The following is a 25,765-nucleotide window of genomic DNA, read 5'->3' as shown; positions in this document are numbered from 1 at the left end:
CCGGACGCGTTCAGGGGGTGGGTCACCGTCCGCCTTCCTGCTTTCGCAGGTAGTCGCTGAGTTCGTCGAGCTCCGCGCGGACCTGGTCGATGCGGTGGGGCGGCGGCGCCTGGGGCTGCGGGGCGGGGGTGGGCACGGGCGTGGGGGCCTGGCCCGCGGTCTGGGTGAGCTGGTCGTGCACGGGCGGCGTCGAAGGCGGCGCGGGCCGCGGCGTGGGCGGCGCGTAGTGCTGCGCTTGCGGATACCCGTACGCGGGCTGCTGGAGCGGGGGTTGCTGGAGCGGCTGCGGCTGGTACCCGCTCGCGTAGCCGCCGTAGAACCCGAGGCGCCCCTTGCGGCAGTGGAGGATGTCGGCGACGAGGTAGTACAAGACGACTCCGGCGAGCGTGACCAGAAGCATCATCATGCCCGCGTCGCCCCGCCACGTCGTGAAGTCGTCGACGCCCGGGTCCGTGGCGAGCAGCGCGACCGTGCCGGCCTGGAGCGCGGCGACGGACGCGAAGATGATCCAGTCCGTCCTGCTGCGCGTCGTCAGCGCGAGGCGCAGGAGCGCCGCCCACGCGAGGAAGCCGATGCTCAGCACGGCGAGCGCCACGAACAGGACGCGCAACGCGATCTGCACGCCATGCGACGGGCGCTGTGGCGGTGGCATGTAGCCCTGGCCGTGCATGGTTTCTCCTGCTGCTCCTGCTGGCGGATCCTTTGTGTGTCGAGCGTATAGGCCGACTCCGACAACCCGCGCCGGGTTGTACGGAACCGTTGTCGTACGGATGTCAAACGCGTCACTCGGGGCCGAGTGTGCCGTCCGTCAGTCCGTCGTGCAGGCCCCGCACGAGTTGTTCGCCGAGACGCGCGGCCTGGCGCAGGGCGTCCTCGAACCCGGCCAGGGCGCGGAAGCGTTCGCCGTAGCGGCGCTGGTCGGCGAGTGGCAGGCGCGGGAGTTGGAGACGGCGCACGTCCAGGCGCGTCGCGGTGGACGCAAAGCTGCTGGCCTGCCGGTTGTTGGCGGTACCGCGCAGGAACCCGGCGAGGAACCAGGGGTCGAGCGCGGCCCGGTCGGGGCGCAGCAGGGTCAGGCCGCGGCCGAGCGCGGCGCCCGCGGTGGCCTCGTCGACGACGCGGACGACCGCCCCGCCACCCGCCGGCGGCACGATGACATCGCCCGCCTCGACGAGTACGGGCTCCTCGTCGCCGCCCTGGGGTGAGCCGGAGGGTGCGGTGCCGGCGAGGACGTCGTGGTCGGTGAGGACGGGCACGCGCGCGGAACCGCCGGTGGCGGGCCCCGATGCCGCTGCGACCGCCGTGGCGGTCCGCAGCAACAGGGCGCCCGCGCGGGCGAGTTCACCCACCGTCGTCTGGGGCCAGCGGGCCGGGCTCCGCAGGGCGGGCGGGGTGTCGGGGGCGCGGTCGGCGGTGAGGCGCAGGGTGTCGCCGAGGCGGGTGCGGACCGCGGCGAGCTCCTCGGCGCCGCCGCCCACGGCCGGAGGCGGCAGCCGGCGCGCGGGCGCGAGGTCGACCTCGTCGTCGAGCAGTTCGATCACGGGCACGGAGCGGGCGACGCCGGGCAGTTCCTCGATCGTTCCGTCGCGGTCGAAGGGCCGCCAGGCGTCGAGCACGGCCTGCTGGACCTGCTCCCACGGCAGCCTGTCGCGTCCGTCGCCGGAGCCCGCCGGGCCGCCCCCGGTCGTCTCGACTAGGAGGAGTTCCGGCGCGGGCGGTGTGGCGGCGCCGGGCCTGCGCAGGACCCACAGGTGCAGCGGGATGTTGTTGGGCGGGACAGAGCCCGCGGGCAGGGCGATCACGGCGCGCAGGGCGCCGCGGCGCAGCAGGTCGGCGCGGATACGGCGGCCCGAGCGGCGGGAGGCGGCGGCGGGCGGCATCAGCAGGACGGCGGTGCCGCCGTCGCGCAGGCGGGCCAACGCGTGCTGGATCCAAGCGAGTTCGGACTCGGTGCGGGCCGGGAAGCCGTACTCCCAGCGCGCGTCGTAGGCGAGTTCGTCGTGGCCCCAGTTGCGTTCGTTGAACGGCGGGTGGGCGAGCACGGCGTCGGCGCGGACGTCGGGGAACGCGTCGGCGCGCAGGGTGTCGCCGGCCGCGGTGCGCACGGTGGCGCCGTCGGCGGCCGGGGTGCCGAGCGCGAGACGGAGCGCGGTGAGGGCGGCGAGGTCGGGGGCGCTGTCCTGGCCGTAGAGGCGCTGGTCCGGCTCGGGTGAGAGGTCGCGCACGGCGCGCAGCAGGGCGCCGGTGCCGCAGGCCGGGTCGAGGACGGTGCGGGCGGGTCCGGCGAGGGCGGCCATGAGCTGGGCGGGGCCCGCGGGCGTGAGCGTGTACTGGCGCGGGTTGGCGTCGAGATGACGGCCGAGCAGGAACTCGTACGTCTGGCGGGCGCCCAGTTCCGCGGCGAGTTCGGCGGCGCCGCGCAGCAGCGGGACGGAGGGCGGGAGCCCGGTGTCGGGCAGGCTCACGGCGCGCTCGTCGCGGGGGCCGAAGCGGCGGTTCAGGACGTCGTCGAGGGCGGCCGGGAGGCGCTGGGCGAGGTGCTCGTCGGAGACCGCGGCGAGTTCGAGCCAGTCGGTGGGCCGGTCGTGCACGAGGAGCAGTGCGCAGCCGGCGTGCAGGAGCGCGACGCCGGGGCCCGCGGGGTGCCCGGCGAGTTGCTGCCAGACGCGTTCACGCAGCGGGACCTCGGCGAGCTTGCCCTGCTCGCGCAGCCAGTTCTCGACGTCGGTGAGGGCGAAGGAGGGGCTGGTCTCGGTCCCGCCGACGGGCTTGGGGAAGTCGGGGTGGCGGCGGCGCCAGTTGCTGACGGCGGCGCGGCCGACCCCCGCGAGCCGGGCGATCCCGGCCGCGGTCACTTCTGTGGCGTTGTCCTGCACCCGGCGTGCTCCCCTCAGCTCCCCCACATGACTGTGGCGCCGAGCATACCCGCGAACACGTAAGCACCCCATTCACGAGCGTGTACACACTCGATCCCGTGAATCGTGTTGACTCGGTTCACAAGCTCTGCTCTTATTGACCCATCGAAACAAGCGGTCGCCGGAATCGAGGGGCCGCCTTCTGTTGGGGGGATCAGCCATGGGCATGAAGACCAAGGTCGCGCTGGGTGCAGTCGTCGGGATCGTCGTCATCGGTGTCGTATCGGCGAACTCGGGTGACGGCGGCAACGACAACGGGGGGAACGGCGGCGGCACCTCCGCCGCCGCGGACAAGAACGCGGGCGGCCCCGGCGACAAGGCCGGCAAGGCCGACGACGCCGCCAAGTCCGACGCCGGCGACAAGGGCGCTTCGAAGGCCTCGCAGGCCGAGCAGTTCAAGGCCTTCGTGGCGAAGAACGGCACGCCCAAGGAGAAGGACGCCGTCGCCCACGTCCTCAAGGTCCAGGGCGCCGACCAGCAGAACGACATCCTCGACAGCGCCGACGTCTACACCGACTTCACCGGCGGCCTGATGGGCGAGGGCTCCGGCCCCTCCAAGCTGATCGCCTCCGCGTTCGCGGACTGGAAGGACAGCAAGAACGGCCTCGTCACGGTCTACGACGCCAACGGCGAGATCATCACCAACGGCAACTTCTGACGGCCGTGCACCACCGCTCCGCCTCCACCACCTCAACCACTTCCCGGGGGAGAACTCCCATGCGTCGCAGCACACTTGCCGCCCTCTGCCTCACCGCCGTCACGGCCACCCTCTCGCTCACCGCGTGCGGGACCGGCGGCCCCGGTGACGCCGCGGGCCCGGGCGACAAGCCCAAGGCCCCCTTCGCCGACCTGTCGGGACCGCAGATCGCCAACAAGGCGATGAAGGCCACCCGCGGCGCCTCGTCCCTCACCATCAAGGGCAACGCGGCCGACGGGGACGGCGGGCAGATCACCCTCGACGTCGCCCTCGACAAGAAGGGCGAGTGCACCGGCTCGATGGGCATGAACGGGCAGGGCAAGGTCGACCTGATCAAGACCGGCCCGACCATCTACCTCAAGTCCGACGAGGCGTTCCTGCGCGCGCAGAGCGAGGGCGAGTCCAAGGCGGACACCGACGCCGTCGTGAAGATGCTCGCGGGCCGCTGGATGAAGTCGAAGGCGGACAGCCCCGACGCCAAGGACATGGCGGACTTCTGCGACCTCGACTCGATGCTCGCCGAGTTCAAGAGCAATGACACCCTCGCCCGCAAGGGCAGGGCGACGACGGTCGACGGCACCCCCGCGTTCACGGTCACCGAGACCGACGGCAAGGACACGTACACGCTCTACGTCGCGACCGAGGGCAAGCCGTACGTGCTCAAGCTCGTCACCAAGTCCGCCAAGGAGCCGGCCGCGCTCACGTTCTCGGACTACGACAAGCCGGTCGAGGCGGCGCCGCCGGCCGACAAGGACATCGTCGACCTGGACAAGATGGGCGGCTGACCGGGCCTGAGGGGTCAGCGCGCGTGGAAGCGCTCCGGCGCCGACGTCGGGTTGCCGCCCGTGGGCAGCGCCTGGTCCGGGCAGGTCGACAGCACCCGCTTCATGGCGTCCCGCTCACCGGCCGTCACCCACAGCCCGTACTTCTTCTTCACGGCGACCTGCCCGGCGACATACGTGCACCGGTACCCCTTGCGGGGCGGCAGCCAGGTCGCCGTATCGCCCTCGCCCTTGCTGCGGTTGGGGCCCGCGTCGACCGCGAGGAGGTTGAGCGGGTCGTTGGCCAGGGCGATGCGCTTGCTCGGGTCCCACTTCTGGGCGCCCTTCTGCCAGGCGTCGGAGAGGGCCACCAGATGGTCGATGTCGACCTGACTGCGGCCACGCGCGAACGCGATCTCCTTGCCGGTGTACGGGTCGGACGCGAGCGTCCCCGACACGACCGTGCAGCGCCCGTCGCGGAACTTCACCCCCGTCAGGTCCCGCTTGAGTATGTCGTCCCGGGTGTCGCAGCCGTTCGAATCGGTGTCGGCCCAGGCGCTGCCGAAGCGGCCCCGGTCGTAACCGGTCTTGGGCGCCCGCCCCTTGACGGTCAGCGAGTTCACGGCGTCGAGCGCACCGCCCGCCTTGTACTCGGGCCCGGACCCCGACTCGCCCTGCTGCTCCACGGTGCATCCGGTGGCGGCGGCCACGGTCACCAGTACGGCGGCGACGGCCCGCCCAGCGCCTCGCATCACGACGCTCCCCCCTGCTAGTCCGGTTTCGGTGTCACCGTATCGGGTGAGCGCGCCCGTCACCCGGGCGCACCGGGGCGCGCGGAAGCAGTCGCCTTCCCGCCGCCCCTCCCGGCCCGCGAGACTCTACGAACCGAGGATCGACGTCAAGAACTCCCCGACCCAGCCCAGGAGTTCGCGTCCGACCAGCGGCTTGCCGCCCACCTTCGCGGTCTTCGGGCGCGGGACGAGCACCTGGTGCGCCGCCGCCTTGATGACCGTGCCCGGGTAGAGGCGCTTGAGGCGAAGCTCCTGCGACTCCCTCAGCTCCACGGGGGCGAAGCGGATGTTGTTGCCCTGGAGGACGATCTCGCCGACGCCGCACGCCCGCGCGAACATGCGCAGACCGGCGACGAGCAGCAGGTTCTCGACCGGCTCGGGCAGCTTGCCGTAGCGGTCGGTGAGCTCCTCGCGGACCGCCTTGACGTCCGCTTCCGTGTTCACGGAGGCGATGGCGCGGTAGGCCTGCAGCCTGAGCCGCTCGCCCGGCGCGTAGTCGTGCGGGACGTGCGCGTCGACCGGGAGCTCGATCTTGACCTCCAGGGGCGGCTCCTCCTCGACGCCGCCCTCGACGGCGGCCCGGTAGTCGGCCACCGCCTCGCCGACCATGCGGATGTAGAGGTCGAAGCCGACGCCCGCGATGTGGCCCGACTGCTCACCGCCGAGCAGGTTGCCCGCTCCGCGGATCTCCAGGTCCTTCATCGCCACGTACATGCCCGCGCCCATCTCCGTGTGCTGGGCGATGGTGGCGAGACGCTCGTGCGCGGTCTCGGTCAGCGGCTTCTCCGGCGGGTACAGGAAGTACGCGTAACCGCGCTCGCGGCCTCGGCCGACGCGGCCGCGCAGCTGGTGGAGCTGGCTGAGGCCGAAGTTGTCGCCGCGCTCGACGATCAGCGTGTTCGCATTGGAGATGTCGATGCCCGACTCGACGATCGTCGTCGAGACGAGGACGTCGAACTTCTTCTCCCAGAAGTCCACGACCACCTGTTCCAGGGCCTGTTCGGACATCTGGCCGTGGGCCGTCGCGATGCGCGCCTCGGGGATGATGTCGCGCAGGCGGGCCGCCGCGCGGTCGATGGACTCGACGCGGTTGTGGATGTAGAAGACCTGGCCCTCGCGCAGCAGTTCACGGCGGACGGCCGCGCCGATCTGCTTCTCCTCGTACGGGCCCACGAAGGTGAGCACCGGGTGGCGCTCCTCCGGCGGCGTGGTGATCGTCGACATCTCGCGGATGCCGGTGACGGCCATTTCGAGCGTACGGGGGATGGGGGTCGCGGACATCGTGAGGACGTCGACGTTCGCGCGGAGCTTCTTCAGCTGCTCCTTGTGCTCGACGCCGAAGCGCTGCTCCTCGTCGACGATGACGAGGCCGAGATCCTTGAACTTCGTCTCGGAGGAGAACAGGCGGTGCGTACCGATGACGATGTCGACCGCCCCGTCGCGCAGGCCTTCCAGGGTGGACTTCGACTCGGTCTCCGTCTGGAAGCGCGACAGCGCCCGTACGTTCACGGGGAACTGGGAGTAGCGCTCGGAGAACGTGCCGAAGTGCTGCTGGACGAGGAGGGTCGTGGGCACGAGGACCGCGACCTGCTTGCCGTCCTGGACGGCCTTGAAGGCTGCGCGAACAGCGATCTCTGTTTTGCCGTAGCCGACGTCGCCGCAGATCAGGCGGTCCATCGGGACCGTCTTCTCCATGTCCTCCTTGACCTCGGCAATGGTCGTGAGCTGGTCGGGCGTCTCCACGTACGGGAAGGCGTCCTCCAGCTCGCGCTGCCAGGGCGTGTCCGGGCCGAAGGAGTGGCCGGGCGCCGCCATGCGCGCCGAGTACAGCTTGATCAGGTCCGCGGCGATCTCCTTGACCGCCTTCTTCGCGCGGGCCTTCGTCTTCGTCCAGTCCGCGCCGCCCAGCCGGTGCAGCGTCGGGGCCTCGCCGCCGACGTACTTGGTGATCTGCTCCAGCTGGTCGGTGGGGATGTAGAGGCGGTCGCCGGGCTGGCCGCGCTTGGCGGGCGCGTACTCGACGACGAGGTACTCGCGGGTCGCGCCCTGGACCGTGCGCTGCACCATCTCGATGTAGCGGCCCACGCCGTGCTGCTCGTGGACGATGTAGTCGCCGGACTCGAGGGTGAGCGGGTCGATCGTCTTGCGGCGGCGGGCCGGCATGCGCTGGCCGTCCTTGCCCGCCGCCTTCTGGCCGGTCAGGTCCGTCTCGGTGAGGACCGCCAGCTTCAGGGCCGGGTCCACGAAGCCGTAGTCGATGGAGCCGCAGGAGACCTGCACGACCGCCGGGGTGAGCTCGGTGAGGTCCTGGTCGAGGCGGGCCGGGACTCCTTCGCCGCCGAGCACCTCGACGGTGCGGGCGGCGGGGCCGTGCGCCTCGGTGACGTAGACGGTGCGCCAGCCGTCGGACAACCACCCCTTGGTGTCGGCGAGCGCCCGCGCGGTGTCGCCGCGGTACGTCTCCGGGGCGTGCATGCCGAGCTTCAGGGTGTCCGAGCCCAGCTCCTCGTCGGCCGCGAACGGGGACACCGACCACCACATCATGTCCAGCTCGCGGGCCCGGTCGCGGATGTCGGCGATGGACCGCAGGGACGCCGCGTCCACGTCGATGGGGGCCTCGCCGCCGCCGGCCGTGGCCGCCCACGACGCCTGGAGGAACTCCTGCGACGTGGCCACCAGGTCAGCCGCGCGCGTGCGCACCCGCTCCGGGTCGCACACCACGGCCATGGAGCCCGCGGGCAGCACGTCGACCAGCAGCTCCATGTCGTCGACGAGGACCGGGGCGAGGGACTCCATGCCCTCGACCGCGATGCCCTCGGCGATCTTGCCGAGGAGTTCACCCAGCTCGGGGTGTTCCTCGGCGAGGGCGGCGGCGCGCTCGCGCACCTCGTCGGTGAGCAGCAGCTCACGGCAGGGCGGCGCCCACAGGCCGTGCTCGGCGACCTCCAGGGAGCGCTGGTCGGCGACCTTGAAGTAGCGGATCTCCTCGACGTCGTCGCCCCAGAACTCGATGCGCAGGGGGTGTTCCTCGGTCGGCGGGAAGACGTCGAGGATGCCGCCGCGCACGGCGAACTCGCCGCGCTTCTCGACGAGTTCGACCCGGGAGTAGGCGGCTGCGGCCAGCGACTCGACGATCTCGTTCAGATCGGCGCTCTGTCCGGTGTTGAGCGCCACGGGCTCCAGGTCGCCGAGCCCCTTGACCTGCGGCTGGAGCACGGACCTGACGGGGGCGACGACGACGGAGACCGGGCCGGTCTCGGGGTCGTCGGTGCGGGGGTGCGCGAGGCGGCGCAGGACGGCGAGGCGGCGGCCCACGGTGTCGGAGCGCGGGGAGAGCCGCTCGTGCGGGAGCGTCTCCCACGAGGGGTACTCGACGATGCCGTCCGGCGGCAGCAGCGAACGCAGCGCCGCGGCCAGGTCCTCGGCCTCCCGCCCGGTGGCGGTCACGGCCAGCACGGTCCGCCCGGTCCGCCGCGCGAGAGCGGCCACCGCGAAGGGCCGCGCGGCGGGCGGGCCGACGAGGTCGACGTGGGGGCGGTGCCCGTCGGTGGCGGCCTTCACCGCTTCGGCGAGCGCCGGGTCTCGTACTACGGCGTCCAGCAGACCGTGCAGGCTCATGAAGGGCTTCCATCCCGGGGAGTGGGCAACGCGAACCGCCCGACACGTCGAACGGGCCGGGGGTCTTCCAGACTACGACGCGCCGCCGACACCCGCGTGCGGATCATTCACGGATCACATGCATGGCCCCCAGGGCGCACGGCGGCCCCGGAGTGTCCGGGAAGGACACTCCGGGGCCGTCGGCCTCGTTCCCCCGTTCGCATCGCCGCGCTGAGTTACTCCGTGGCGATCGCGTTCAGTACGTTCATCCGGCCCGCCCGGAACGCCGGGATCAGGGCGGCGAACAGGCCCACGAAGGCCGAGCCGACGAAGACGCCGATGATCGTCGGCCAGGGGATCTCCAGGACGTCCAGGCCCTCCAGGGCGAGGAGCTTCTGGGCGGTCGCGCCCCAGCCCATGCCCAGGCCGAGGCCGAGGAGGGCGCCGAAGAGGGCGATGACCACCGACTCCAGGCGGATCATGCGGCGCAGCTGCCGGCGCGAGAGGCCGATGGCCCGCATCAGGCCGATCTCGCGGGTGCGCTCCACCACGGACAGGGCCAGCGTGTTCACGACGCCCAGGACCGCCACGATGATCGCGAGGGCCAGGAGGCCGTAGATCATGTTGAGGAGCTGGCCGATCTGGTCCTTCAGGGTCTGCTTGTAGTCGGTCTGGTCCTTGACGTGGACCGTCGGGTCGGACGCGACCGACGACTTCAGCGCCTTGTAGGCCTGGTCGGCCTTGCCCGCGTCCGCCTTGGCGAACATCATCCCGTTGAGCGGCAACCGGTCGGCGGGCAGGTACTGCTTCGCGGTCGTGAGGTTGATGTACATCGCGCCCTTGTCGAACGTGGTGTCGTCCGACGTGATCGCCGCGATCTTCAGGTCGGCGGTACGGCCGCGCTCGAACGCGACGTTCATGGTGTCGCCGACCTTGAGGTGGTTCTTCTCGGCGAACTCCGAGCCGACCGACATCGCGTTCTTCCCGTACGCCGCCGACAGCTCACCGGCGGTCGTCTCGCGCCGCAGGTCCTGGGCGTACGTGGGCGTCGCGGCGACGAGCTCCTCGTCCTCCTTCGTGCCGCCCGGCGTGGTCAGCTCCGTCTTGACGTACTTGACCTCTGTGACGTGGGAGACATACCCCGACTCACCCGCCTTCTTCAGGGCCTCGGCGGCCTGCGGCTTCAGCCCGTTCTGTCCCTCGATGATGAAGTCGGCGCCGACGGACCTGTCGAGCTCGCTGGTGGCCGAGGCGACCATGGAGGAGCCGACGACGGACAGGCAGGCGACGAGCGCCAGACCGATCATCAGGGCCGCGCCGGTGGCGCCTGTGCGGCGCGGGTTGCGCAGCGCGTTGCGCTCGGCCATGCGGCCGACGGAGCCGAACATCCGCAGGAGCACGGCGCTGATGACGCGCACCACACCGCCCGCGAGCAGCGGTCCGACGACGACGAACCCGATGAGCGTGGCGACGATGCCGACGCCGAGCCACAGGGAACCCTCGCTCGCCTCGGCGGCCTGCGTGGCGGTGTAGAGCGCGAAGCCGCCGCCGCCCGTGAGGACGAGACCGATCAGGGCGCGGACCAGGCCGGCCTTGACGTCGGCGGGGGTGCCGGCGTCCCTGAGGGCCGCCATCGGCGAGACCTTGCCCGCGCGGCGAGCCGGAACGTAGGCGGCGAAGACGGTGACGACGATGCCGAGGAGCAGCCCGACCACGGGGGTCGTCCACTGGACGGTCAGATCGTCGGTGGACAGGTCCATGCCCGCCGCGGACATCATCTTCATCAGGCCGACGGCGAGTCCGACGCCCGCGCCGACGCCGATGACCGACCCGAAGACGCCGAGCAGCAGCGCCTCGACGAGGACCGAGCGGTTGACCTGCTTGCGGCTCGACCCGATGGCGCGCATCAGGCCGATCTCGCGGGTCCGCTGGGCGACCAGCATGGAGAAGGTGTTGATGATCAGGAAGATGCCGACGAGGAAGGCGATCCCGGCGAAGCCGAGCATGGCGTACTTGATGACGTCCATGAACTCGCCGACGTCCTTGCGGTTGGCGTCCGCGGCTTCCTTCTGCGTCTGGAACTTGTACGGGCCGTCGAGGGACGCCGCGACGTTCTTCTTGAGGACGCTGTCGCTGACGCCGGTGGCGGCGGCGACGTTGATCTGGGTGAACCGGCCGCTCCGGCCGATGAGTTCGCGCTGGGCGGTGGCCGTGTCGAAGTAGACGACGGCGGCACCGGGGTTGGTCACCTTGAAGGAGGCGATGCCGACGATCTTCGCCCTGAAGTCACCGGTGGCGGCGATGGTGCGCAGCTCGTCGCCCATCTTCAGGTGGTGCTTCTTCGCCGTGTCGGAGTCGACCATGACCTCGGTGGGCCCGCGCGGGGCGTGGCCTGAGGTGATGTCCATGGAACGCAGGTCGTTGTGCGTCCAGTTGCCCGCGATCGTGGGAGCGCCGTTCTCGGAGCCCATGTTCTTGTTGTCCGCGTTCACGACGGTCACGTTCATCGAACTGACCGCGCCCTCGGCCGACTTGACGCCGTCCGCCCGCTCGACCTGCGTGAGGGCGGAGGCCGGCAGCGACTCGGGGCGCCCGGTGTCGCTGCCGTCGCTCTTGGCGGCCTTCGGGCTGACGGTCACGTCGGACGACGTCGCCGCGAACAGCTTGTCGAACGTCGTGTCCATCGTGTCGGTGAAGACGAGCGTGCCGCACACGAACGCCACCGACAGCAGGACCGCGACGGCCGAGAGGGCCATGCGTCCCTTGTGCGCGAAGAAGTTGCGCAGGGAGGTCTTCATCACGGTGTTCGCACTCATGACGTGCGCCCCCGCGCGTCGAAGTCCTTCATGCGGTCGAGGACGGCGTCCGCGGTGGGGCGGAGCATCTCGTCGACGATGCGGCCGTCCGCGAGGTACAGCACCCGGTCCGCGTACGAGGCGGCGACCGGGTCGTGGGTGACCATCACGATGGTCTGGCCGAGCTCGTCGACGGACTGCCGCAGGAAGCCGAGCACTTCGGCGCCGGCGCGGGAGTCCAGGTTTCCGGTCGGCTCGTCACCGAAGATGATCTCCGGCCGGGCGGCGAGTGCGCGGGCCACGGCGACGCGCTGCTGCTGTCCGCCGGAGAGCTCGGTGGGCCGGTGCTTCAGGCGCTCGGCCAGGCCCACGGTCCGCACGACGCGGTCCAGCCACTGCTTGTCCGCCTTGCGGCCCGCGATGTCCATGGGAAGCGTGATGTTCTCGAGCGCGTTCAGCGTCGGCAGCAGGTTGAACGCCTGGAAGATGAAGCCGATCCGGTCCCGGCGCAGCTGCGTGAGCTTCTTGTCCTTGAGGCCGGTGATCTCGGTCTCGTCCAGGTAGATCTGCCCCGACGTGACGTTGTCGAGCCCGGCGAGGCAGTGCATGAGCGTGGACTTGCCGGACCCCGAGGGGCCCATGATCGCGGTGAACCCGCCGCGGGCGATGTCCACATCGACGTGGTCGAGCGCGACGACCCGGGTCTCGCCCGAGCCATAGGCCTTGACGACCTGCCGCGCCCGCGCGGCGACGGCCGTCTGCCCTCCAGTGCCCCCGGTCCTGGGAATGGTCACAGCCGTTGTCACGGTAAGTCTCCTATGTCGGTCATGCGGAATGTCAGGTGTGTGCGACGCGCTTCAGTCTGCTGGCGAGGGGGGCCCGGGCGCCCTGGTGGAGGTCACCCTCTTTCCCGGGGGAAAACCCCACCCCTTGAAGGTAGGAAGAACCCCCCACCCCTCTCGTCCTCCGGGGGTACGAACCGTCCCCTGTCCGCAGTACGGAGGTCCCCCTAGGGGCAGTCCACCCAACGGTGGAGCTCTTCTCAGGGTTCGCTCCACCTTCCTGCGCAGTCACGCTCCACCCTCCCGCCGCGGCAGGGTCAGGTGAGAAGGTGTCGGGGGCGAGATAGATGCAGGGGGAAGGAATCCGGTGGGCGGCGCGACAACGCAGGCGGGCACGGGGAAGGACCGGCGCCGGGGCGCGGTCGTCGCGGCGCTGATGCTCTCCATGGCCTTGGCGGCGCTCGACTCCACCATCGTCTCCACGGCGGTCCCGCAGATCGTCGGCGACCTCGGCGGCTTCTCCGTCTTCTCCTGGCTCTTCTCGGGCTACCTGCTCGCCGTCACCGTCACGCTGCCGGTCTACGGGAAACTGTCCGACACCTTCGGCCGCAAGCCCGTCCTCATCGGCGGCAGCGTCCTCTTCCTCGTCGGATCGGTCCTGTGCGCGGGTTCCTGGAACATGGGCGCGCTCATCGCCTTCCGCGTCGTCCAGGGCCTGGGCGGCGGCGCCATCCAGGGCACCATCCAGACTCTCGCCGCCGACCTCTACCCGCTCAAGGAACGCCCCCGCATCCAGGCCAGGCTGTCGACGGTGTGGGCGACCTCGTCCGTCGCGGGCCCGGCACTCGGCGGACTGCTCGCCTCGTACGCGGGCTGGCGCTGGATCTTCCTGATCAACGTGCCCGTCGGCGCCGTCGCCCTCTGGCTCGTCGTGCGCCATCTCCACGAACCGGTACGGGAGAAGGGGCCGCGCGCCCGCATCGACTGGGCCGGCGCGCTCGCCGTGTTCGCGTGCGGCGGGGTACTCCTGACCGCGCTCGTGCAGGGCGGCGTCGCCTGGGACTGGCTCTCGGTTCCGTCGATCGCCATGTTCGGTACGGGGGTCGCGCTGATCGGCGCCGTCGTCGCCATCGAACGGCGGGCCGTCGAACCGATCATCCCCGGCTGGGTCTGGCGACGCCGCACCATCGCCGCCGTCAACCTCGCGCTCGGCGCGCTGGGCCTCCTGATGGTCGCGCCGACCGTGTTCGTGCCCACGTACGCACAGGCCGTCCTCGGGCTCGCGCCCATGGCCGCCGGGTTCGTGCTCTCCGTGATGACGCTGAGCTGGCCCGTCTCCGCGGCCCTCAGCCAGCACGTGTACCGCAGGATCGGCTTCCGCAACACGGCCGTCGTCGGCATCGCGGCCGCGCTCCTCATCCTGCTCGCGTTCCCGCTGCTGCCCTATCCCGGGGCCGCCTGGCAGCCCACGCTGGTCATGCTGCTGCTCGGCGCGGCGCTCGGACTCTTCCAACTGCCCCTGATCGTCGGGGTCCAGTCGACCGTCGGGTGGGCCGAGCGCGGCACGACGACCGCGTCCGTCCTGTTCTGCCGGCAGATAGGCCAGACGGTCGGCGCCGCCCTGTTCGGCGCCGTCGCCAACACCGTGCTCGCCGGGCGCCTGGGCGGCGCGGGGTCCCTCGACTCGGTGGCCAAGGCCCTGCAGGACCCCGCCTCCGTGGCCGACCCGGATCGGCTGCGGCGGGCCGTGGCGGCGGCCGTCGACTCGGTCTACCTGGGCGCCGCGTGCGCGGCCGCGCTGGCGCTGATCGCCCTGCTGTGCCTCGCACCGCGACGATTCCCGGTGCTCGACCAGGACGGTGAGAGGGGCAGCGAGCGGTCGGGTGAGGCGACATCTGGGGCCGATGGCAACTCAGTCGGCTCACAAGATACGCATCAGCATCACTCACGCCTCTCACAACGAACCGACTGAACAGTTCGCGAGAACCGTCGCGGAAAGCGCCTACCTACGAGTAACGTTCCGGCTCCCCCCTCGCTCCCTGCGTCCGCAATCCCCGGCGGACCCAAGCCGCGCAAGGAGAACCGGGATGTCCGACACACCGCACCGCTCATATTCCGACCACCAGAACGAGCCATGGCAGGCCCCCTTCCCCACGGGCCGGAGCCAGCACGGAAACCAGAACCGGCACGGGTACCAGCAGCCACAGCAGCCGTACCCGCAACCGCAGCCGTACCCGCAACAACCGCCGCACCCACAACGGCAGCCCGACCCCGCCCTCACCTATCCCTGGGCACCCCCTCCCCCACCACCCGCGCCCACGCACCGACTCCCGCGCCACCCCGCGCTCGGCCACCACAGCGACCTGCGACTGCTGCGCAGCGCCTACCGATGGCAGCGACGCGTCGCCACGCTCACCGCGCTCGGCTACTTCACCGTCTTCCTCGTCCTGTCGGCGTTCGCGCCCTCCCTCATGACGGGCACCCTCCCCGGCGGCTTCTCCACCGGTCTCTTCCTCGGTCTGTGCCAGCTCCCGGTGACCGCGCTCGCGCTCTGGCTCTACGAGTACACCGCCCGCCGCCGCGTCGACCCGCTCGCCCACCGGCTGCGCAGACAAGCCGAGTTGGACCAGCGTCCGACTCCCGGAACGGCCGGGGGGAACTTCCGATGACGGACTTCAGCAGCTCGGCCCAGGGCATGTCCCTGGTCGCCTTCACCGCGGTCGCCACCATCACGCTGCTCCTGTGCGTGATGACCGGCCCCGACCGCGACAACCTCGACGAGTTCTACACCGGCTTCGGCTCCCTCACCCCGATGCGCAACGGCCTCGCCATCGCGGGCGACTACATCTCCGCGGCGACCGTCCTCGGCACCGGCGGCATCATCGCGCTCACCGGCTACGACGGGATCGTCCTCGCCCTGAGCACGTCCCTGTCCCTGATGCTCCTGATGTTCCTGCTGGCCGAACCCCTGCGCAACGCGGGCCGGTTCACCATGGGCGACGTGATCGCCCGCCGCCTGCCGGGACGCGCCGTACGCATCACCGCGTGCGCCACCACCCTCGCGGCGCTGCTCCCGCTGATGCTGGTCCAACTGGCGGGCGCCGGTGACCTGCTGGCGTTCGTCCTCGGCTTCACCAGCGAGGGGTTCAAGACGGGCTGCGTCATCGCGCTCGGCGCCCTGATGATCAGCTACGCGGCGATCGGCGGCATGAAGGGCACCGCCCTCATCCAGATCATGAAGACCGTGATGCTGCTCGGATCGGGCCTGACCGTCGCCCTCCTGATCCTGTACCGCTTCGACTGGAACCCCGGCGCCCTCGCCTCACAGGCCGCGCAGGCCAGCGGCGTGGGCAACGCCTTCCTGCACTCGGGCCTCCAGTTCGCCGGCACCGCCAACCCCCGCCTGGACATGATCAGTTCGGAGCTGACCGTCGTCCTGGGCGGTGCGTGCCTGCCCCACGTCACGATGCGCATGTACACGGCGCGCAGCGCGCGTGAGGTGCGCCGCTCGATGTCCTGGGCGGTGTCGGCGGTCGGCCTCTTCGTCCTGATCATCGCGATCATCGGGTTCGGCGCGACGGCGTTCCTCGGCCGGGCCGCCGTCGCCGCGGCGGACCCGCAGGGCAACACCGCGTATCTGCTCGGGGCGCGGGCCGCGTTCGGCGCGGACGCCTCCACGGCGGAGACGCTGGTGTTCACCACGGTCACCACGGCGCTCTTCCTCACGCTGCTCGCCTCGGTCGCCGGAATGATCCTGGCCTGCGCCAACTCCCTCGCGCACGACGTCTTCGCGCACCGCAGGACGCCGCTCACCGCCCGCAAGGAGATGACGCTGGCCCGCGTCTCGGCGCTGTCCGTCGGCGTGCCCGCGATCCTCCTGGCCACGTTCGTCCAGCACTACAACCTCCAGCCGCTGGTCACGCTGTCGTTCTGCCTGGGCGCCTCGGCGCTCGCGCCCGCGCTCGTCTACAGCCTGTTCTGGCGCCGCTACACGAGTACGGGCCTGCTGTGGACACTGCTCGGCGGCACGGCGTCCTGCCTCGTCCTGATGACGGGCACCAACCTGGTGTCGGGCTCGCCCACCTCGGCGTTCCCCGGCCAGGACTTCAACTGGTTCCCGTTCACCACGACGGGCATCGCCTCGATCCCGCTGGGCTTCCTCTTCGGCTGGCTTGGCACGCTGGCCTCCGGCCGCCGAACGGCCGACGGCCAACGCCGCCAGTACGAGGCGGTGGAGGCGTGGATCTTGGCGGGCGCGACGCGGCAGGTCCCGAAGGGGCAGGACGGGTAGCCCGACACGGTCCACGCGCCCGGCTACGACGCCCCGCCTGCGGGGTTGCGGCGCCTCGTCGACGGGGTTGCGGCGCCTCGTCGGCGGGGTTGCGGCGTCTCGTCGGCGGGGTTGCGGCGCCTTCACGGCGTCTCGTCGGCGAGACTGCGGCCCCTCACCGCGTCCCGCCGGCGAGACTCCGGCGGCTTCACGGCTCCCCGCCGGCGAGGGCGCGGCCCGCTTACCGCGTGCCGTCAGGGTCGGCGCGGCCCGTGGCCGACAGCGCCTACGACGCCCCGCCGGCGGAGTTGCGGCCCGTGAGCGTGGCCAGGGTGGTGCGGACGTGTTCCATGTGGGCGCGGACCTCGTCCCACTTCTCGCCGTGCGCGCGCAGCACCCGCTCCGTCTCGCGGCCCACGCCCTCCTCGTGCAGGGTCGCCTCCGCGAGGAGCTCCGCGGCGCGGGCCTCGGCGTCCTCCTCGCCGTGCCGGGCCGACTCCTCCGCCTCGGCGAACGCCCGCCGCGCCTCGGACAGCCGCCCCTCGGCCAGTTCCAGGCGCTCCGCCTCGCGTGTGTCCGCCGCGGCCTCCTGCCCGGCGATCTCCCGCTCGGCCTCGTCCCGCCGCTCGGCGTGGTCCTTCTCCTGCGCGGCGAGGGTCGCCGCGGTCCGCTCCCGCACGTCGTCGAGCGCGGCGAGCGCTTCCTCGCGCCGTTCCTTCGCCTCGTCACGTGCGGCGGCGCGGACCCCGTCGGCCGTGGCCCGGCCGGCGCCCAGCCGTTCGTCGGCCCACTGCTCGGCCTCGGCCCGTACGGCGTCGGCCGCGGCGCGGGCCGCCTCTCGCGTCTCCCGCGCGCGGGCCTCCGCGTCCTGCGTGATCCGCCGGACGTCATCGGCGGCGGCCGCCCGTACTCCGTCCGCCGCCTCCTCGGCGAGGGCGAGGATCTCGCGGGCGCGGTCGCCGAGGGACTCGTACGTCTGCGGGGCGAGCTGCGTCACGGCCAGCCGCAGCCGCTGCGCCTCGGCCTCCAGCTCCTCGACCTCGACGGTCAGCCGGGCGACGCGCTCACGGGCGTCGTCGCGGCCCTGGGACAGCTCGGCGGCCAGCGCGTCCACCTGCCCGGGACGGTAGCCGCGGCCCCGTCCCGTGACGAAGCCATGGGGCGACACCGACGCACCGCTGCTCATCCTTGATTCCCCTCGTCGCCTCTTCGGCTCTCCTACCCGGCACCTGATCGAGCCGAAGCGCTCAAATCAAGACACTCCGCCCAACCCACTCGACAAGGATGCGTCAAATACTGCCGAAAGTCGGAATCGAGAGCCTTGAGGGCGAGGCAGGTCACATCCCGCCCAAAAGAAGGAGAGGCGCGCGACCGATACGGTCGCGCGCCTCTCCAGTACCTCTGTACGCGGGTTACAGCAGGCCGTCCCACATCTGCTCGAGCAGCACCGACCACCAGCCCTCCGGCGACGCGAGCGCCGCCGGGTCGACAGCGGCCAGCTGCGCCTGGAAGTCGACGGTCCAGCGGCCCGCCTGCTCCTGGTTGAGCCCGAACCGCAGCGGCCACATCCGGCCGAGCACCGCGAGGCTGCGCGCGAACTCGGGCAGGCCCGTGTTCACGAACTGCGGCGGCACCGGCGCACCGCCGGGACCCGCCTCCACCGGCACGGCCACGATGTTCGCCGTGCCGTACTGGACACAGATCGCCCGCCCGAAGTCACTGCCCATCACGAGGTACGAACCCGCGTCCGACGCGGGCTGCGCCCCCCGCTCCTGCGCCAGCTCGGCAAGCGTCGGCACCGGGCGGCCCGGCTGGGCCTGCGCCCAGAAGAACGGCCCGAAGTCGGCGGGCAGCCCCGCCACGACGAGGGTGTGCGCCACGATGTCCGGCACGCCCTGACGGGACACGGCCCGCTGGTCGAACCGGAACACCCCAGGACCGAACGCCGCGGCCAGCTCATGCCCGATCGCCTCCGGCGGAACCGGCGGCATCGGCTGCGCGGGCGGCAGCGGCGCACGCACCGGCGCGAGCCGCGCCGGACCGTCCGCCACCTGGTGCAACTCGCCCTGGTGCGCGATCAGTTGCTGCATGCCCTGCTGGCGCGACGCGTGGTCCCTGCCGTACGGGGCGATGGACGTGATCCTGGCCTGCGGCCACTGTTCACGGATCATGCGGGCGCAGTACGCACCCGGCAGCTCGCAGGACTCCAGCTCCGTGTGCAGCTCCAGGACCTGGTCCGGCGGGATGTTCATGCCGCGCAGCTCATGGAAGATCTGCCACTCCGGGTGCGGCGTACCGGGCGCCGAGCGGCGGATGAGCTGCTGCTCGGAGCCGTCGGGCGCGCGGTAGCGCAGCACGGCCTGATAGCCGGGCCCGACGGTCGGCTGACCCGTGGGCTGCGGATACCCGTACGAGGCCGGGGGCGGACCCCCCGGAACCTGCTGACCGGGCATCGGCGGCGGCATCGGCATACCGCCCGGCGCCTGCGGCGGCGGGGGAGGAGGCATGCCGGGTCCGGCCTGACCGGGACCGGCCAGCATCGTCGCGGCGTGATGGACACCACCACCGGGTGCACCCGGCGCACCGGGAGCACCAGGCACGCCGGGTGCCGCCGGCGGGGGCGGCGTGCCGGGACCGGCCGGTCCCGGCTGGGCCAGCATCGTCGCGGCATGGTGCACACCACCGGGCGGCGTCCCCCCGGGCGGGCCGGGAGGCTGCGGCGCGCCGGGGGCGCCGGGCGGACCGGGCGGCTTGGGAGCACCGGGGCCACCCAAGCTCGGGTCGGCCAGCATCGTCGCGGCGTGGTGCACACCGCCGGGCGGCGTACCACCCGGGGCGGGCGGCGCCTCGGGCCCGTCGGGGCCGAGCTGAGAGACGAGCTGCGTCGGAACGTAGCCGCCCGCCGGGGTACCCGGAGCGCCGGGCCCCGAGGGGCGCGCACCGGGAGTGCCCGGCGCACCGGGCGGCGGCGGAGTCGTCGCGCCGCCACCGCGCGCACCGCGGGGCGGACCCTGCGCCTTGCTGGTCGCGGCGTCGGCGATGTCACCGGCCCCGGGCGCGAGCGGCCGCCCGGGCGCACCCTGCCCACCCGGCGGCGGAGTCTGCTGCGCGCCGGGGCCCTGCGGGTAGCCGTACGCGTCGGGAGCACCCTGCGGCGGCGTCTGCTGCCGGCCCGGACCCTGCGGGTAGCCGTAGGTGGGCGGCGGAGGCTGCGACACACCGCCCCGCGAACTCCCGGGCGCCTGCGGCACGTTGGACGGGGGCGGAGTGCCGGGCCCCTGCGGGTAGCCGTAGTTCGGCGGGGCGCCGGGCGGCGGAGTCTGCTGCCCGCCGGGACCCTGCGGGTAGCCGTACGCATCGGGAGCACCCGGCGGCGGGGTGCCCGGAGCGGCGGGAGCCTGCCCGTCGATCGCCGCCGGGGCCACCGCCGTACGCGGAAGCCGGCTGCCGCCCGACATCAGCGCTGTCTTGGCCTCCGGCGCGGCGGCGGGCGCAGGCACATCACCCTCGTCCACCAACGGCGGCGCGAACACCGTCGCCGGAGGCGCGACCGAGCGGTCCTCCTCCTCGTCCGCGTTCGTGTCCGTACCGGCCCACGGGGTCGCCCCGGAAGGCGCCGCGGGCGAGGCGGGCCACGGCGTCGCGCCGCTGCCCGCGTCGGCACTCGCGGGCGCGGGGGCGGCCGGCTCAGGCGCGGACACACCCGAACCCGCACCGGAAGCAGAACCCGGACGGGACCCAGAACCCGTACCGGAACCAGCCCCGGAAGACGCGCCGGCCGACGACGCATCCCCCCGCCGGTCCGGAATACCCAGCTTGTCCGCCGCCTCCTGGAGCCACTCCGGAGGGCTCAACAGGAACGACGTCTGATTCAGGTCCACCCGCTCCGGCGGCGCGTCCGCCGGCTCCGGCGAAGCCTCCGGCAGCCCGTACTCCTCCTCGTACCGCCGGATCACCTCACCCACCGGCAGCCCCGGCCACAGCGAGGCGTCCCCGCTGTCGCGCGCGATGACGAGCCGCTGCCGCCCGCCGTCGGACACCGGACCGCCCTCGCGGTCCTCGGCCCACACCACGAACCCCAGCTCGAACTCCCGCACCCGCACCTCACGGTGCTGATAGCCGGGCACATCGCCGTTGATCCACTCTTCCGCGCGCTCCTGCGCCTGCGCGAACGTCACCATCGGACACTCACCCCTCGTCCGGGACAGTCGAAGCAGCCGGCACGGCCGCGCCCGCGGCGTCGACCGCACTCGCGAAACCGCCGTCCACCATCAGGTTCGCCACCGTCTCCAGCTCCGGTGGATTGCCCGCGAGCCGGGCCAGGAACGCGTCGAAGTCGTCACCGCACGGCAGCAGCAGACGCTCCACCCGCTCCGCGACCGACCAGCCGGCCGTGTCCCCGCTGTCCCGCGCGTCGTCGTACGCGCAGAACCACACCGAACCCGCCCGGTCACCCTTGACCTTCACGGCGAGAATGCCGCCCTGCACGAACCCGACACCCAGATAGTCCTTGGTCAGGTGATCACGCAGACACTTGTTGACGTACACCAGATCGTTGACCGCGGCCTCGTCGCGCACCGTGAAGAACGGCTGGTCCACCAGAAGCCCGAGCTCGGCGTCCAGCGCCGCCCCCACCGGAGCGCACCCGCCCGCCGCCTTCAGGAACGCCCGGTACGCACCCGGCAACCGGTACCCCAGATCCTCCTCGGCACCGAGGACCTGCTGCTCCGTCACCGCCACCGACGACTTCGGCAGCCCGAAGTGCGCCGGCCGCGTCTCCTGCAACGGACGCGTCCCCCGCTTGCCGTGATCCACCGCCGCCGTCGCGAGACCGCCGTGATGCCGCAGCAGCGCCTTCACCTCGACCGGGACCAGCTCCATGCGACGACTGCCCGGCACGTGATGCCAGGTCCAGCCGTGCGGCGTCGCCACCGGCACGATCGTGTCCCACAAGTCATGCCCGGCGGCGGCCATCGCCGCGTTCGCCGACACAAAGTCCGTCAGCCGCAGCTCATCGACCCCGAACCCCTCCGGGGGCTCGGCGATCTCCGCCGCGGCACGCGCGTAGGCAGAAAAATCCGGATAGCCGTTCCCGTCGATCCGTACGCCCCTGGGATGGCGCGCTGCACGGACCGGGTCCGGGAAGTGCACGACCTGCCCGGCGTAGGCCGCGTTCGGCGGCGCGGCTTGCTGCCCGAGCCGACCTGTCGTCATGGCGGTTGCCCCCTGCGGCACTGTTATGGATCGCGGATAGCGACAGCCTATGCGGTTGTACGACACCGGTCACCGGCCCTCCGGTTCCATGACCAGCAGTCACCCCACCGTGACGATGAGCCCACGCTCCCGCGTGTCGCCGCGCCCCAGCTTCCGCACCACCGGCCGCATTTGGCAGTCTGTGCACGCAACCCGGGGGATTGCAGGAGGGGAAGCAGCACATGCAGAGCAGCACCGCACCGTCATCCGACACGGCCGTCGCGACCGCCTCGGAGCCCGACACCGGGCACCCGGCCACCGCCGACGGCGCCTCCGGCGACCCACGCGTCGGCTGGAGCAGCGCCGAGGAAGCGCCCGCCCCAGCCCTGCGCCAGCGCCGCGACGGCATCCTGCCCACCGTCGCCGCCGCCCTCTCCGTGCGCGGCACCACACTGACCAGCACCGCAGCCCGCGGCGAACACGCCCCCGCCCTGCACCCCCTCGTCCAGGACTTCCTCGACACCCTCACCAGCGCCCAGCGCGACCGCTTCACCGGACGCTGCGCCGAAACGATCCTCATCTCCCGCCACCTCACGGCCGCCGACGAGGAACGCTCCAAACGCGCCCGCCGCAAACCCATGACCAACGGCGAAGCCCGCAAAGCCCTCAAACACGCCAAACTCACCACCCGCCGTATCCGCGAGGACGGCGACCCCCTGCACGGCGGCTTCGCCCGCCCCTGCCGCGCCTGCGCCGCACTCACCGCCCACTTCGGCGTCCACGTCGTGGACCCGGCCGCGGTCACCACCGGCTGACCGGAACCGGCGCACGGCAGCACGCACGCACCACCGCAGGCCCCAGCAGAACAGGACGAGGCCACCCCACATGACCGCCGACCGCACCCGCTTCACCGCCCCCGTCGACGCAGCACTGCGCGCCGCCGGCTGGCAGCCCGGACGCTGGGACATCAAACAGGCCGAATTCTGGGCCGACGCCCTGCGCACCCACGTATCCCCCGCCGGCCACCGCCACACCGTCTTCCCCGCCGCCGTCGAGGCCTGGGCCGAATTCGGCGGCCTCCACCTCACCCCCCAGGGCCCCGGCCGCCAGATAGCCCCCGCCCAGCCCCACCTCGACCCGCTCCACGGCCTCCACATGGCCCGCACCCTCGGCGACCTCGGCCGCGCCCTCGACACCGAGGTCTGCCCCCTCGGTGCGGAATCCGGCTCCGAAGCACTCCTCGCCATCGACACCGAAGGCCGCGTCTACGCCCTCGACCACAGCGGCGACTGGTACCTCGGCCCCGGCATCGACCACGCCCTGGAAACCCTCGTCAACGGCACCCAGCCGACCCGCCTGACCGCGGCCTAGCGCGGCGCGCACACGCGGACCGGGCCACAGCGCACCGGCACACGACAGACAGCCACAGCACAGCCCCGCGGCCCCGAGACCCCACCGGCCGCCACGCGCCTACGAGACGCGAGGGGACGTGCCGGGATGTGCGCGCGGAGCCACCAGCACCACACTCGGGCGGCATGGGCCCGGAGACGAAGCCCCATAGAACAGCGAGCACGTACATCCCGGCGCGGCCCCGCCACGACCGACACCCGGCGCGGACCACCGCCAGCCACAGAAAAACCCACAGCGGCGCAGCCACACACCCGCAACCCTTGAGCCGCAGGCAGCCCCCAACTCCCCTGCAGCCCCTAGGCCGCAGGCAACACAGCCGACACCCGATACCCACCCGCATCAGTCGGCCCGCACACGAAGACCCCACCCAGGCCCGCCACCCGCTCCTTCATCCCGACGAGCCCGTTCCCCCCACTCGGCAACCGCACATCCGACGCCGAATCCGCGTCCGGCGGCGGCTCGTTCTCCACCTGCATCGCGATCTCCGACACCCGATGAGCCAGCCGCACATACGTCTTCGCGCCCGCCGCATGCTTGTGCACGTTCGTCAGCGCCTCCTGCACCACCCGGTACGCGGTCTGCTCCACCGCCGCGACATACGACCGCATATCGCCCTCGACGAGCAGCTCCACCACCATGCCCGCAGCCCGCGACTGACCCACCAGCTCATCGAGATCACCCAGACACGGCCCGTCCTCGTCATCGACGGCACGCGACGCCGCAGCCGCAGCCGCCACCCCCACCGCCGCCAACGGCACCGCAGCACCCGGCTCACGCCCGCCGCCACCGGACCGCATCACACCGAGCATCTCCCGCAACTCGGTCAACGCCTGCCGCCCCATGTCCCCGACCAGCGCCGCGTTCTTCACGGCCTTCTCCGGATCCTTACGGGCCACCGCCTGCAACGCCGCCGCATGCACCACCATCAAACTCACCCGGTGCGCCACCACGTCATGCATCTCCCGGGCGATCCGCGTCCGCTCCTCACCCCGCGCCCACTCGGCCCGCTCCTCCGCGCGCTCCGCGAGCAACTGAAGCTCCCGCTCCAGCGAATCGTTCCGCTCCCGCAAACTCTCCATGAGACGCCGCCGCGCACCGACATAAAGCCCCAGCAGCAACGGCGGAGCGGTCACACCCAACGACGTCGTGATGGCGACGAACGGAACGAACCAGTCCCCCACCCGCACGAGATTCCCGTGCCCCATGTCCTGCTGCGCCCGCACCACCGACACGATCAGCGTCCCGACGAACGACATCCCCGCCAGGGCCCCGATGATCCGCCGCGGCATCTCGGACGCGGCCAGCGTGTAGAGACCCACCACGCTCAACAGCACACCCATCCGGGCCGGAGTCACCGCGACCCCGACCAGCACCACCGCGATCGGCCACCGCCGCCGCAGCACCAGCATGGCCCCGGCAAGCACCCCGAAAACAACACCCACGGCCGCCGGCACCCCGGCGTCCCGCGCGAACCCGACCCCCTCCACCCCGCACTCCGCCGCCGACGCGACGGCCAGCCCGACATCGAGCACGGCACTACGCCGCCGCTCCCACCACCACGGCCCCCCGGCCGCCCGGTGCATTTCCCCCGTCGTGGTCATGCCGTCCAGCCTACGGGCGCACAGTGCCCCTTTTCCGGTGAGTTTCCGCGACGGCCCCCTGCCACGGGCACCATTCGAACAGAAGCGAAACCAGCCGGTATCCCTCGAACTGTTGGCCCATATGCAAATACGACCCACCCGAGCTCATCCCGAACGAGCCTGCGCCTATGACACAGACCACAGGCAAGTACGCCGACTTCGAGCGGTTGCGGGAGCAGGCGATAGCACTGCGACGGAATGGGCGGAGCCTTCGCCAGATCGCCGACGAGCTGGGGGTGCGCAGCAAGGAGACCTTGAGCCGCCTCGTCAGGGGCGAGCCTCCGGCCGAGCGGAGCAAGCGCCCCAACGCAAAGGACGATCTACGGGCTCAGGCGCGGGAGCTGCGTCGACCAGGGCGGACGTACAACGAGATCCAGGCCGAGCTGGGCTGCTCGAAGAGCTCGGTCTCGCTATGGGTCCGAGACATGCCCAAACCTGAGGCCAGGTGCACACCCGAGGAGCAGCGCGCCCGCATGAATCACGAGTCGGCCGACGTTGCGGCAGCCGAGGCGCACTGGGCAGAGGTCGTCGGCGTCGACGCTTCCGTATTCAGCAAGCCCACGATCAAGAAACGCAACCCACGAACCGTCCGGAAGAACACCGGAGAGAACTACCACGGCTGCCTCGTGATCTATGTCCGCCAAAGCGCCGAGTTGTACCGTCGCATGGAAGGCACTTGGTACGGCATAGTGTTGGGAGCCCGGCCGACAGCCTGACGAAATGTCCGACTTAGGCCGTTTCCATCCCCCGTGGTGTAATTGGCAGCACTGTGGCTTTTGGTGCCATCTGTCCGGGTTCAAGTCCTGGCGGGGGAGCTCACAACGTGGCGCGGCCCGACGGGCCGGGAAAACCCGCCCCCATTTCGCGCCCACAACGCCCCGGTATCCTGCGGATGTCCACCCCACACAGCATCC

18 protein-coding genes and 1 tRNA gene are annotated in these 25,765 nt (G+C 71.9%); 9 read left to right on the top strand and 10 right to left on the bottom strand.

The genetic code is table 11. The features are described 5' to 3' along the window. Window positions 1-22: 22 nt before the first annotated feature. Window positions 23-670: a hypothetical protein gene (locus tag OG456_RS21365; protein WP_266563357.1), complete on the bottom strand. Its 648-nt coding sequence runs from the start codon at window positions 668-670 to the stop codon at window positions 23-25. Window positions 671-782: 112 nt separating this feature from the next. After that, entirely contained in the window at window positions 783-2,876 is a 2,094-nt protein-coding gene (locus tag OG456_RS21360; RefSeq protein ID WP_266563355.1) for an N-6 DNA methylase, read from the bottom strand. Between the two features lie 199 nt (window positions 2,877-3,075). Here OG456_RS21360 and OG456_RS21355 point away from each other — a divergent pair, with 199 nt between their 5' ends. Both OG456_RS21355 and OG456_RS21350 read left to right on the top strand, forming a co-directional pair. Continuing rightward, window positions 3,076-3,573, top strand: a complete 498-nt coding sequence (locus tag OG456_RS21355; RefSeq protein WP_266563353.1) for a hypothetical protein — start codon at window positions 3,076-3,078, stop codon at window positions 3,571-3,573. Window positions 3,574-3,632: 59 nt separating this feature from the next. Continuing rightward, on the top strand, window positions 3,633-4,397 hold the full coding sequence (locus tag OG456_RS21350) for a hypothetical protein (protein ID WP_266563347.1): 765 nt from the start codon (window positions 3,633-3,635) through the stop codon (window positions 4,395-4,397). 14 nt (window positions 4,398-4,411) lie between these two features. Here OG456_RS21350 and OG456_RS21345 read toward each other — a convergent pair whose 3' ends face one another. The 4 genes from OG456_RS21345 to OG456_RS21330 all read right to left on the bottom strand — a co-directional run bounded on the left by OG456_RS21345 (window position 4,412) and on the right by OG456_RS21330 (window position 12,362). Then, entirely contained in the window at window positions 4,412-5,125 is a 714-nt protein-coding gene (locus tag OG456_RS21345; protein ID WP_266563345.1) for an HNH endonuclease family protein, read from the bottom strand. Window positions 5,126-5,251: 126 nt separating this feature from the next. Next, a complete protein-coding gene (gene mfd / locus OG456_RS21340; RefSeq protein ID WP_266563343.1) occupies window positions 5,252-8,782 on the bottom strand; it encodes a transcription-repair coupling factor in 3,531 nt (1,176 codons plus the stop codon). A gap of 215 nt (window positions 8,783-8,997) precedes the next feature. Next, entirely contained in the window at window positions 8,998-11,577 is a 2,580-nt protein-coding gene (locus OG456_RS21335; RefSeq protein ID WP_266563341.1) for an ABC transporter permease, read from the bottom strand. Then, a complete protein-coding gene (locus OG456_RS21330) occupies window positions 11,574-12,362 on the bottom strand; it encodes an ABC transporter ATP-binding protein (protein WP_266563339.1) in 789 nt (262 codons plus the stop codon). Before OG456_RS21330 ends, OG456_RS21335 begins: the two co-directional genes overlap by 4 nt. A 343-nt stretch (window positions 12,363-12,705) precedes the next feature. Here OG456_RS21330 and OG456_RS21325 point away from each other — a divergent pair, with 343 nt between their 5' ends. From OG456_RS21325 to OG456_RS21315, 3 genes are all read left to right on the top strand, one after another. Further along, window positions 12,706-14,310 carry an MFS transporter gene (locus tag OG456_RS21325; RefSeq protein ID WP_266563337.1) on the top strand — a complete coding sequence of 535 codons (1,605 nt, stop codon included), beginning with the start codon at window positions 12,706-12,708 and terminating at the stop codon, window positions 14,308-14,310. A 115-nt stretch (window positions 14,311-14,425) separates the two neighbouring features. Then, the gene (locus tag OG456_RS21320; RefSeq protein WP_266563336.1) at window positions 14,426-15,007 is read left to right on the top strand and encodes a DUF485 domain-containing protein; all 582 of its coding nucleotides are present in this window, start codon (window positions 14,426-14,428) and stop codon (window positions 15,005-15,007) included. Then, entirely contained in the window at window positions 15,004-16,629 is a 1,626-nt protein-coding gene (locus OG456_RS21315) for a cation acetate symporter (protein ID WP_266563334.1), read from the top strand. The genes OG456_RS21320 and OG456_RS21315 overlap by 4 nt, the downstream gene beginning before the upstream one ends. 265 nt (window positions 16,630-16,894) lie before the next feature. Here OG456_RS21315 and OG456_RS21310 read toward each other — a convergent pair whose 3' ends face one another. From OG456_RS21310 to OG456_RS21300, 3 genes are all read right to left on the bottom strand, one after another. After that, complete coding sequence (locus OG456_RS21310) at window positions 16,895-17,794, bottom strand: cellulose-binding protein (protein WP_266563333.1); 900 nt, start codon at window positions 17,792-17,794, stop codon at window positions 16,895-16,897. 226 nt (window positions 17,795-18,020) lie between these two features. Beyond that, window positions 18,021-20,789 carry an SUKH-4 family immunity protein gene (locus OG456_RS21305; protein WP_266563331.1) on the bottom strand — a complete coding sequence of 923 codons (2,769 nt, stop codon included), beginning with the start codon at window positions 20,787-20,789 and terminating at the stop codon, window positions 18,021-18,023. A gap of 7 nt (window positions 20,790-20,796) precedes the next feature. Beyond that, window positions 20,797-21,822 (bottom strand): SMI1/KNR4 family protein, encoded by a 1,026-nt coding sequence (locus OG456_RS21300; RefSeq protein ID WP_266563329.1) that lies wholly within the window; start codon window positions 21,820-21,822, stop codon window positions 20,797-20,799. A 221-nt stretch (window positions 21,823-22,043) separates the two neighbouring features. Between OG456_RS21300 and OG456_RS21295 the strand changes: the two genes are divergently transcribed. Further along, the gene (locus OG456_RS21295) at window positions 22,044-22,616 is read left to right on the top strand and encodes a YwqJ-related putative deaminase (protein ID WP_266563327.1); all 573 of its coding nucleotides are present in this window, start codon (window positions 22,044-22,046) and stop codon (window positions 22,614-22,616) included. Between the two features lie 70 nt (window positions 22,617-22,686). Next, window positions 22,687-23,172, top strand: coding sequence for an SUKH-3 domain-containing protein (locus tag OG456_RS21290; protein WP_266563325.1), 486 nt, complete (start codon window positions 22,687-22,689; stop codon window positions 23,170-23,172). A gap of 335 nt (window positions 23,173-23,507) precedes the next feature. On the opposite strand, the gene OG456_RS21285 is transcribed toward OG456_RS21290, so the two are convergent. After that, entirely contained in the window at window positions 23,508-24,812 is a 1,305-nt protein-coding gene (locus OG456_RS21285; protein WP_266563323.1) for a sensor histidine kinase, read from the bottom strand. A 167-nt stretch (window positions 24,813-24,979) separates the two neighbouring features. Between OG456_RS21285 and OG456_RS21280 the strand changes: the two genes are divergently transcribed. Beyond that, window positions 24,980-25,567, top strand: coding sequence for a hypothetical protein (locus tag OG456_RS21280; protein ID WP_266563321.1), 588 nt, complete (start codon window positions 24,980-24,982; stop codon window positions 25,565-25,567). Between the two features lie 27 nt (window positions 25,568-25,594). After that, window positions 25,595-25,666, top strand: a tRNA-Gln gene (locus tag OG456_RS21275). The last annotated feature ends 99 nt before the right edge of the window (window positions 25,667-25,765 follow it).

The organism is Streptomyces sp. NBC_01446 (assembly GCF_026340095.1).
GTDB classification, from domain to species: Bacteria; Actinomycetota; Actinomycetes; order Streptomycetales; family Streptomycetaceae; genus Streptomyces; species Streptomyces aureus.
Note: the sequence above shows the minus strand (reverse complement) of the source record. Positions and strands in the feature narration are given on the sequence as shown.